Below are 8,134 nucleotides of genomic sequence, written 5' to 3'. Positions count from 1 at the left end.
GGACCCGGACGGCACGGACCCGGACGGCACGGACCCGGACGGCACGGACCCGGACGGCACGGACCCGGACGGCACGGACCCGGACGGCACGGAGAGCTCTGGACAGAATGCCGGGGCGCCAGGACCCGCGCGGATCGTGGCAGTGGCCAGTGCGGATGTGCCGCTCAAGGGGCTGCCGGAACTGATCGAGGCGGTCGCCAAGCTGCGGGCGGAACGGGATGTCGAGCTGGTCGTCGTCGGCACGGCACGGCCGAAAGGCCCAGCCGCCCAGTCGATCACCAGGCTGGGGCTCGGTGACGTGGTCAGGTTCGTCTCCGGGCTGACGGATGCGGAACTGGCGGAACTGTTCCGGTCGGCGACCGTGGCGGCGGTTCCGTCCCGGTACGAGGGATTCTCCCTGCCCGCGGTCGAGGCGATGGCCTGCGGTGTGCCGCTGGTGGTGACCACGGCCGGCGCCCTTCCGGAAGTGGCCGGGCCGGACGGGCTCGCCTCCCTCCACGTTCCACCGGGTGACTCCGAGGCGTTGTCGGCCGCCATCGGCCGGCTGCTCGACGACACGGAGCTCCGGAGACGGCTCGGTGCCGAGGGACGCCGCCGCGCGGTCGAGCAGTTCACCTGGCGGCGGACCGCGATGCGGACCGCGGAGTGGTACGCCGCAGCGATCGACGCCGCACGCAGCGGGAAGACCCGGTGATCACACCGCCCGGCGGTCACGAGCGCGCTGCGTGAACGGCCGCCGGCGTCACGTGCGGCGACCGCCGATGTGGCACGTGCGGGAGCACTTCACCGGCCCGCACCGTGCGGGCCGGACCACGGAAGACAACGAGAGGCGCGCGCCGGAACGCGCAGGAAAGGTAGATACAACTTGTTGACCGTCGACTACGACCGGCTGGATGTGCGGCCGGGGATGCGGGTTCTCGACCTCGGTTGCGGCGAGGGCCGGCACACCTTCGAGGCGTACCGGCGTGGGGCGGATGTCGTCGCCCTGGACCTGAACGCCAAGGACCTGGCCACCACCCGGCAGTGGTGTGCGGCGATGGAGCTGGCCGGGGAGGTTCCGGCGACGGCGAGCGCCACCACCGTACAGGGGAACCTGCTGTCCCTGCCGTTTCCGGACGCGAGTTTCGACCGGATCATCGCCTCCGAGGTTCTCGAGCACATCCCGGACGACGTGACGGCGATCGCCGAATTGACCCGGGTACTCAAGCCGGGCGGGCTGGCGGCGGTGACGGTGCCGCGCTGGCTGCCGGAGCGGGTGTGCTGGGCACTGTCCGACGAGTACCACGCCAACGAGGGCGGGCACGTCCGCATCTACAAGGAGGACGAGCTGGCCGGCCGGCTGCGGGCGGCGGGTCTGAAGGTGACCGGCAACGGGTTCGCACACGCGCTGCACAGCCCGTACTGGTGGTTGAAGTGCGCGATCGGCGACGCCGCTCCGACCCGGGCGTACCACAAGCTGCTGGTCTGGGACATCGTCGACAAGCCGGTGTTCACCCGGGTGCTGGAGCAGGCGCTCAACCCACTGATCGGCAAGAGCGTGGTGATCTACCTGGCGAAGGAGGAGGTGGCCGTCGGTGTCGGTGCCTGAGCTGCCGGGCGTGCTGAGCTCCGACGCGGTCCGGGCCACCGTCGCCAGCATCGCCGGGGAGCAGGAGGCCGACGGGTTGATCCCGTGGTATTCCGGTGGGCAGGCCGACCCGTGGGATCACGTCGAGGCGGCCATGGCGCTGGACGTGGGCGGGGAGACGGAGCGGGCCGCGGCCGCCTACGACTGGTTGCGCCGGTCGCAGCGGGCGGACGGGTCGTGGGCGTCCCGGTACGAGTCGCATGGAGTGGTCGTCGACCCGACGGCGGAGACGAACCACGCCGCCTATCTCGCGGTCGGCTGCTGGCATCACTGGCTGTGCACCGGCGACGACGAGTTCCTGACCCGGATGTGGCCGACGGTCCAGCGGGCGCTCGACTTCGTGACCGGTCTGCAGGGTCCCGGTGGGCAGATCTGGTGGGCGGCCGGTGACGAGGTGGCGCTACTGACCGGGTGCGCCAGCATCCACCAGGCGCTGCGCTGCGGCACCGCGATCGCCGACCGGATCGGGGAGCCGCAGCCGGACTGGGAGCTCGCCGCCGACCTGCTGTCCGCCGCGCTCAACCGGCGTCCGGAGCTGTTCGCGGACAAGTCCCGGTACTCGATGGACTGGTACTACCCGATTCTCGGCGGCGCGGTCCGCGGGACGGTGGCCCGGCAACGGATCGACGAGCGGTGGGACGAGTTCGTGGTGCCGGGCAAGGGCGCACGCTGCGTCTCCGATCAGCCGTGGGTGACCGGGGCCGAGACCTGCGAGCTCGCCCTCTCCCTCGACACGATGGGTGATCGGGCGGCCGCCACCGAGATGGTCGCGGCGATGCAGCACCTTCGGGAGGCCGACGGCTCCTACTGGACCGGCCTGGTGCTGACCGACGGTGTCCGCTGGCCGGTGGAACGCACGACCTGGACGGCCGCGGCGGTGGTGCTGGCCGTCGATGCGCTGGACGGCCGGCACCCACGGTCGGCGATCTTCCGGGAGAAGGCGGACCTGATCAGCGCTCCCGGCGCAGCAGCCGTAGCGAACCCTGCCCCGTGAGCTCGAGGTAATCGCCCGAGTCGAGGGCTTTGCGATAGATGCGGTAGGGCGCCTGCCCGCCGTCGGCCGGATCCGGGAAGACGTCATGGATGGCGAGGGTCCCGCCGACGGCCAGGTGCGGCGCCCACGACGCGAGATCCCGCTGCGCGGACTCGTCGGTGTGGCTGCCGTCGAGGAACAGGAACGCCAGCGGGCTGGCCCACAGCCCGGCGAAGTCCTCGGCCCGCGCCACCACGGCAACCACGACATCCTCGGCGCCGGCGGTCGCGATGGTCTGCCGGAACCCGGGCAGTGTGTCGATCTTCCCGACGGCCGGGTCGACGAGCGTCGCGTCGTGATATTCCCACCCGGCCTGATGCTCCTCGGACCCCCGGTGATGATCGACGGTCACCACCCTGCCACCTCTGGCCCGCGCCGCCGCCGCCAGATAGAGCGTCGACTTGCCGAGGTAGCTGCCGACCTCCAGCAGCGGCCCGTCCGGCGCCGCGAGCGCGGCCTCGGCCAGCGCCAGCCCTTCGTCCTCCGGCATGAAGCCGGTCGCCGCTTTCGCGGCGTTCAGCAGGTCAGGGTCCAGGGCGGCGCGATTCTCCGAGGTCACCGATGGATCATATTCAAGATCTTTCGTTGGTACGCCGTGGGCCGCCCTTCGCCGGACCACACCCGACCGTGTCCACCGCGCGAGGCGAGCGGGACGCACGGGCGCCGGGGGGCACGGCCCCGCAGTGTCGAGTGGGTGCGGCAGACGCGGCGGGGCGGGCCGCACGGGGCAGAGTGGGCGCGGTGGTCACCAGAGGGAGATGGCCTGGGTGGCGGCGGTGCGGATCAGGGTGCCGTCGAGGGTGGCCCGGGTTTCGGTGATGCCGTAGGCGGGCCACTCGATCACGAAGGTGACCGGGCCGGGTGGTGGTAGTGGGTGGACCCAGTGCTGCATGTCGTAACGGCGGCCGCCTCCCCCGCCGCTCTGGCCGATCAGCATCGGAGCGTCGGCTCCGCGATCCCACGGTGGGGTTCCGCTCAGGTTGGTGACCACGCCGCCGTCCGCGAACCGGATGCCGAGCCGCAGGAACTGTGGGGTCAACGGCTCGTCGCCGCGGAATCGGTTGAACACGTGGTCGAAGACCCGGCCGGCCCGGTCCTCGTCACGGAGGACGGCGACGACGGTGAACTCGAAACCGTTCGGGTAGGCGACGAGACCGGACAGGCCCACGGCGGCGGTCTCGCTGCGGGCCAGCAGGAAACTGCCGGCGACCGCGCCGCCGATCGTCGTCTCGGAACGCATCCAAGACGGCCGGGGTGGCTCCACGAACGGCTCGGGCGGCGGGGGCGGTGGCACGTCGTCGAAGAATCCCACGTACGCAGACTGCCACCGCCGCGCCAGAGCAGAGAAGTCCCCTCGCCACCGGGCGGGTTGTGCAACGCAGGCCGGTGAGAGGCCGCAAACGGCCGGACACGGGGAAGTCGCCTGCTGCGGTGACCGCGGCAGGCAGGCGAGCAGCAGGCGGCGGGCAGCGGGCAGCGGGCAGCGGGCATAGTCAACTTCTTTACTATGCGATTTTTTGTATATACGCTCCGGGCGTGACCGCATACCCGCATCTGCTGAGCCCGCTCGCTCTCGGGCACACCACGCTGCGCAATCGGGTCGTCATGGGCTCGATGCACACCAAACTGGAAGACCGCGCGGCTGACCTGCCGAAACTGGCGGCGTTCTTCGCCGAGCGGGCCCGCGGCGGGGTCGGCCTGATGGTGACCGGCGGGTTCGCGCCGACCTGGCGGGGGTGGCTCAGCCCGTTCGGCAGCCGGATGACGCGGGAGAAACACGCGCTGCGGCATCGGGTCGTCACGGACGCCGTTCACGAGCACGGCGGGAAGATCCTGCTGCAGGTGCTGCATGCGGGGCGGTACTCGTACCACCCCTTCAGCCTGGGCGCGTCGGCGCGGAAGTCGCCGATCACCCCGTTCGCGCCGCGGGCGATGAGCACCCGGCAGGTGGACCGGACGGCGACGGCGTTCGCCCGGGCGTCGTTGCTGGCCCGCCGGGCGGGGTACGACGGCGTCGAGATCATGGGCTCGGAGGGGTACCTGATCAATCAGTTCCTCGCCGCCCGTACCAATGATCGCCACGACATGTGGGGTGGCTCGGCCGTCAAGCGGATGCGCTTCCCGCTCGAGGTCGTGCGGCGTACCCGGGAACTGGCCGGTGACGACTTCATCGTGCAGTACCGGATCAGCCTGCTGGACCTGGTCGACGACGCCCAGTCCTGGGAGGAGACCGTCGACCTGGCGAAACGGCTCGAGGAAGCCGGGGTGTCGATCTTCAATACCGGGATCGGCTGGCACGAGGCGCGGGTGCCGACGATCGTCACGTCGGTGCCGCCGGGCGCGTTCGCCTGGGTCACCGGCAAGCTGCGGGCCGAGGTCGGCACCCCGGTGATCGCCTCGAACCGGATCAACCGGCCGGAGGCGGCCGAGCAGATCCTGGCAGCCGGCGAGGCGGATCTCGTGTCGATGGCGCGGCCGCTGCTGGCCGACGCCGACTGGGTGGCGAAGACCGAGCAGGGCCGGGAACGGGAGATCATCACCTGTATCGCCTGCAATCAGGCGTGCCTCGACCACACGTTCAAGAATCAGCGGGCCACCTGCATGCTCAATCCGCGGGCGGCGTACGAGACCGAACTGGTGCTTCTGCCCACCCGTACCAGAAAGAGAATCGCCGTAGCCGGAGCCGGACCGGCCGGCCTGGCCACCGCCATCGAATCGGCGGGCCGCGGGCATGCCGTGGACCTGTTCGAGGCGTCCGACGACATCGGCGGGCAGTTCCGGCTCGCCGCGCGGATCCCGGGCAAGGAGGAGTTCGCGCGGACGCTCGACTACTACCGGCACATGATCGAGGTTCGCGGGGTCACCCTGCACCTGGGCAGGCGGGTGACCGCCGAGGATCTGACCGGATTCGACGAGGTGATCATCGCGACCGGGGTGGAGCCGCGGATCCCGGCGATCCCGGGGATCGAGCATCCGAAGGTGCTGACCTACCAGCAGGTGATCAGCGGCGCGGCGGAGGCCGGCGAGCGGGTGGCGATCATCGGGGCGGGTGGGATCGGGTTCGACGCCGGCGAGTACCTGCTGCACGACGCGAACGAGCCTCTCGAGGACTGGATGCGGCGCTGGGGCGTCACCGATCCGGCGCTCGAACGCGGCGGTCTGACCACGAAGGTGAAGGCGCCGCCGCGCCGCGAGGTGTACCTGCTGCAGCGCAAGGAGACGGCGCTCGGCAAGGGCCTGGGCAAGACGACCGGCTGGGTGCACCGGGCGACGCTGCAGGATTCCGGAGTGACGATGCTGAAGGGCGTCGAGTACGTGCGCATCGACGACGAGGGCCTGCACATCACCGTCGCCGGTGCTCCCCGCGTGCTGAACGTCGACACCGTGCTGCTGTGCGCCGGACAGAACCCGGTCCGGGACCTGGTCGCGCCGTTGCGGGAGCGCGGCGTGCCGGTGCACGTCATCGGGGGCGCCGACGTCGCCGCGGAACTCGACGCCAAGCGGGCGATCAAGCAGGCCACCGAACTCGCCGCCCGGCTCTGAGAAACGGACATGTCATGAGATATCTTTCCCTGACGACGGCCAACGGCATCGCGGACGTCCGGCTGAACCGTCCCGACAAGCTCAACGCGCTGGCCCTCGACACCTTCGCCGAGCTGGTGACGACCGCACGCGCGCTGAAGAAGGACCGCACCCTCCGGGCCGTGGTCATCAGCGGCGAGGGCGACTCGTTCTGCTCCGGCCTGGACATCGCCGCCGCCATGCGCACCCCCGGCCGGGCCGCCCGGGCGTTCGTCCCGCTCCCCTGGCGTGGCACCAACCGCTTCCAGGAGGCCTGCTGGGCCTGGCGCCGCCTCCCGGTCCCGGTGATCGCCGCCGTGCACGGCCACTGCTACGGCGGCGGTCTGCAGATCGCCCTGGCCGCCGACTTCCGCTTCGCCACCCCGGATTCCCGCTGGTCGGTGCTGGAGGGCAAGTGGGGCATCATCCCCGACATGTCCGGCATCCGGAGCCTGACCGAGCTGCTCGGCGCCGATGTGGCCAAGAAGCTCACCATGACCGCCGAGCAGTTCGACGGCGCCGAGGCCCAGCGGCTGGGCCTGGTCACCGAACTCCACGAGGACCCGCGGAAGGCGGCGACCGCTTTCGCGGAGAGCCTGCTGACCAAGTCCCCGGACGCCCTCGCCGCCGCGAAACGGCTGATCGACGGGGCGCTGACGAGCAGTGCGCGGCGTACGTTCGCCCGCGAGCGGCGGGAACAACTGCGGCTGCTCGCCCTGCCGAACACCAGGATCCTGCGCAAGGCCGTGATGGCCCGGGCCACACCCGCGTTCGGCAAGCGCAGCCGTCCGTAGGATGCCAGCGTGGCATTGAGGAACGCGTTGCTGGCGGCTCTGATCGATCGCGAGTCGTCCGGGTACGACCTCGCGAAGAAGTTCAACAGCTCGGTCGCCAACTTCTGGACCGCCACTCCGCAGCAGCTGTACCGCGAGCTGGAGAAGATGGAGACCGAGGGCCTGCTCTCGGCCCGCCTCGTCAAGCAGGACAAACGTCCCGACAAGCGGATCTTCTCGGTCACCGCGGCGGGCCGGGCGGCGCTGCTCGGCTTCTCCCGCCGCACGCCGAAACCGACGACGGTCCGCGACGAGCTGCTGGTCCAGGTGGAGGCCCTGGCGCACGGTGACGTGGCGAGCATCCGCGCCTCGATCGAGGCGCATCAGAAGGCCAGTCGCACCCGTCTGGAAGGGTACGAGCAGCGGCTCGCCGACATCCTCGGATCCCGCACGGAAAAGGAGTTCCTGGCCACCGGCAGCCGCCTCGGCCCCTACCTCACCCTGAACCGGGGCATCACCTTCGAGCGCGAGAACATCGCCTGGGCCGACCTCGCGCTGACCGTCCTGTCGCACCGCTACCCCGGCCCGGAGAGCGGCACATCATGATCAGCAGAGAGCGGGCGGTGACGCTGATGGAGGCGTTGCTGGCCGGGGATCCGCACGGGCTCGTCGTCACGGATCTCGAGGAGCACGACCTCGGATGGCTGGTGTACACGAATTCCGCCGCGTACGCCCGGACCGGTGCGATCGAGGACGCGCTGGTGGGGCAGGGTGTGTACATCGTGGACAAGGTGGACGGCCGGATTCACCACATCCACGTGCTGGCCGTGCACGAGGACCGGTGGGTGGAGACCTATCGGGAGCAGGTCCGGGGTGTCCGGCCGCCCGATCCACTGCCCGGCCAGGTCCGTGACCTGCTGGAAGTCCAGGGCCCGGTGGCGGCGATGCGGCACGTGCGGACGGTCGCGCCGGATTTCACGCTCGCGGAGGCGAAGGCGTACGTCGACGGTGTCCGCACCCGCGGTGAGCCGCCGGACGACCTGATGGAACGCACCCGTCCGCGCCCGTCGCCGATGCCGTTCGGGATCACGACGGTCACCATCCAGTCATAAGGCTTGGCACGGCCGGTCACCATGGGGT

At 70.8% G+C, this 8,134-nt stretch carries 9 protein-coding genes; 7 read left to right on the top strand and 2 right to left on the bottom strand.

Features of this window, described 5'->3' with window-relative positions; all coding sequences use genetic code 11:
- The 3 genes from Aut01nite_RS17270 to Aut01nite_RS17260 form a co-directional block, all read left to right on the top strand.
- Positions 1 to 694, top strand: a 694-nt coding sequence (locus Aut01nite_RS17270; protein ID WP_204037566.1) for a glycosyltransferase family 4 protein, incomplete at its 5' end; no start/stop codon positions are given.
- 171 nt (positions 695 to 865) lie between these two features.
- The gene (locus tag Aut01nite_RS17265) at positions 866 to 1,588 is read left to right on the top strand and encodes a class I SAM-dependent methyltransferase (RefSeq protein WP_043527777.1); all 723 of its coding nucleotides are present in this window, start codon (positions 866 to 868) and stop codon (positions 1,586 to 1,588) included.
- The gene (locus Aut01nite_RS17260) at positions 1,575 to 2,621 is read left to right on the top strand and encodes a prenyltransferase/squalene oxidase repeat-containing protein (RefSeq protein ID WP_043527779.1); all 1,047 of its coding nucleotides are present in this window, start codon (positions 1,575 to 1,577) and stop codon (positions 2,619 to 2,621) included. The genes Aut01nite_RS17265 and Aut01nite_RS17260 overlap by 14 nt, the downstream gene beginning before the upstream one ends.
- Here Aut01nite_RS17260 and Aut01nite_RS17255 read toward each other — a convergent pair.
- Both Aut01nite_RS17255 and Aut01nite_RS17250 read right to left on the bottom strand, forming a co-directional pair.
- On the bottom strand, positions 2,578 to 3,219 hold the full coding sequence (locus Aut01nite_RS17255; RefSeq protein ID WP_043527780.1) for a class I SAM-dependent methyltransferase: 642 nt from the start codon (positions 3,217 to 3,219) through the stop codon (positions 2,578 to 2,580). The two genes, Aut01nite_RS17260 and Aut01nite_RS17255, sit on opposite strands and share 44 nt — an antisense overlap.
- Positions 3,220 to 3,405: 186 nt before the next feature.
- The gene (locus Aut01nite_RS17250) at positions 3,406 to 3,972 is read right to left on the bottom strand and encodes a hypothetical protein (RefSeq protein ID WP_152628860.1); all 567 of its coding nucleotides are present in this window, start codon (positions 3,970 to 3,972) and stop codon (positions 3,406 to 3,408) included.
- Between the two features lie 224 nt (positions 3,973 to 4,196).
- Here Aut01nite_RS17250 and Aut01nite_RS17245 point away from each other — a divergent pair, with 224 nt between their 5' ends.
- The 4 genes from Aut01nite_RS17245 to Aut01nite_RS17230 are packed head-to-tail and all read left to right on the top strand — an operon-like array spanning position 4,197 to position 8,106.
- Positions 4,197 to 6,203 (top strand): NADPH-dependent 2,4-dienoyl-CoA reductase, encoded by a 2,007-nt coding sequence (locus Aut01nite_RS17245; protein ID WP_043527783.1) that lies wholly within the window; start codon positions 4,197 to 4,199, stop codon positions 6,201 to 6,203.
- A 14-nt stretch (positions 6,204 to 6,217) separates the two neighbouring features.
- Positions 6,218 to 7,015 (top strand): crotonase/enoyl-CoA hydratase family protein, encoded by a 798-nt coding sequence (locus Aut01nite_RS17240; RefSeq protein ID WP_043527785.1) that lies wholly within the window; start codon positions 6,218 to 6,220, stop codon positions 7,013 to 7,015.
- 9 nt (positions 7,016 to 7,024) lie between these two features.
- Positions 7,025 to 7,600, top strand: coding sequence for a PadR family transcriptional regulator (locus Aut01nite_RS17235; RefSeq protein ID WP_043527787.1), 576 nt, complete (start codon positions 7,025 to 7,027; stop codon positions 7,598 to 7,600).
- The gene (locus Aut01nite_RS17230; protein WP_052164038.1) at positions 7,597 to 8,106 is read left to right on the top strand and encodes a YrhB domain-containing protein; all 510 of its coding nucleotides are present in this window, start codon (positions 7,597 to 7,599) and stop codon (positions 8,104 to 8,106) included. Before Aut01nite_RS17235 ends, Aut01nite_RS17230 begins: the two co-directional genes overlap by 4 nt.
- Positions 8,107 to 8,134 lie beyond the last annotated feature (28 nt).

The sequence above is a fragment of the Actinoplanes utahensis genome, from assembly GCF_016862455.1.
GTDB classification, from domain to species: Bacteria; Actinomycetota; Actinomycetes; order Mycobacteriales; family Micromonosporaceae; genus Actinoplanes; species Actinoplanes utahensis.
Note: the sequence above shows the minus strand (reverse complement) of the source record. Positions and strands in the feature narration are given on the sequence as shown.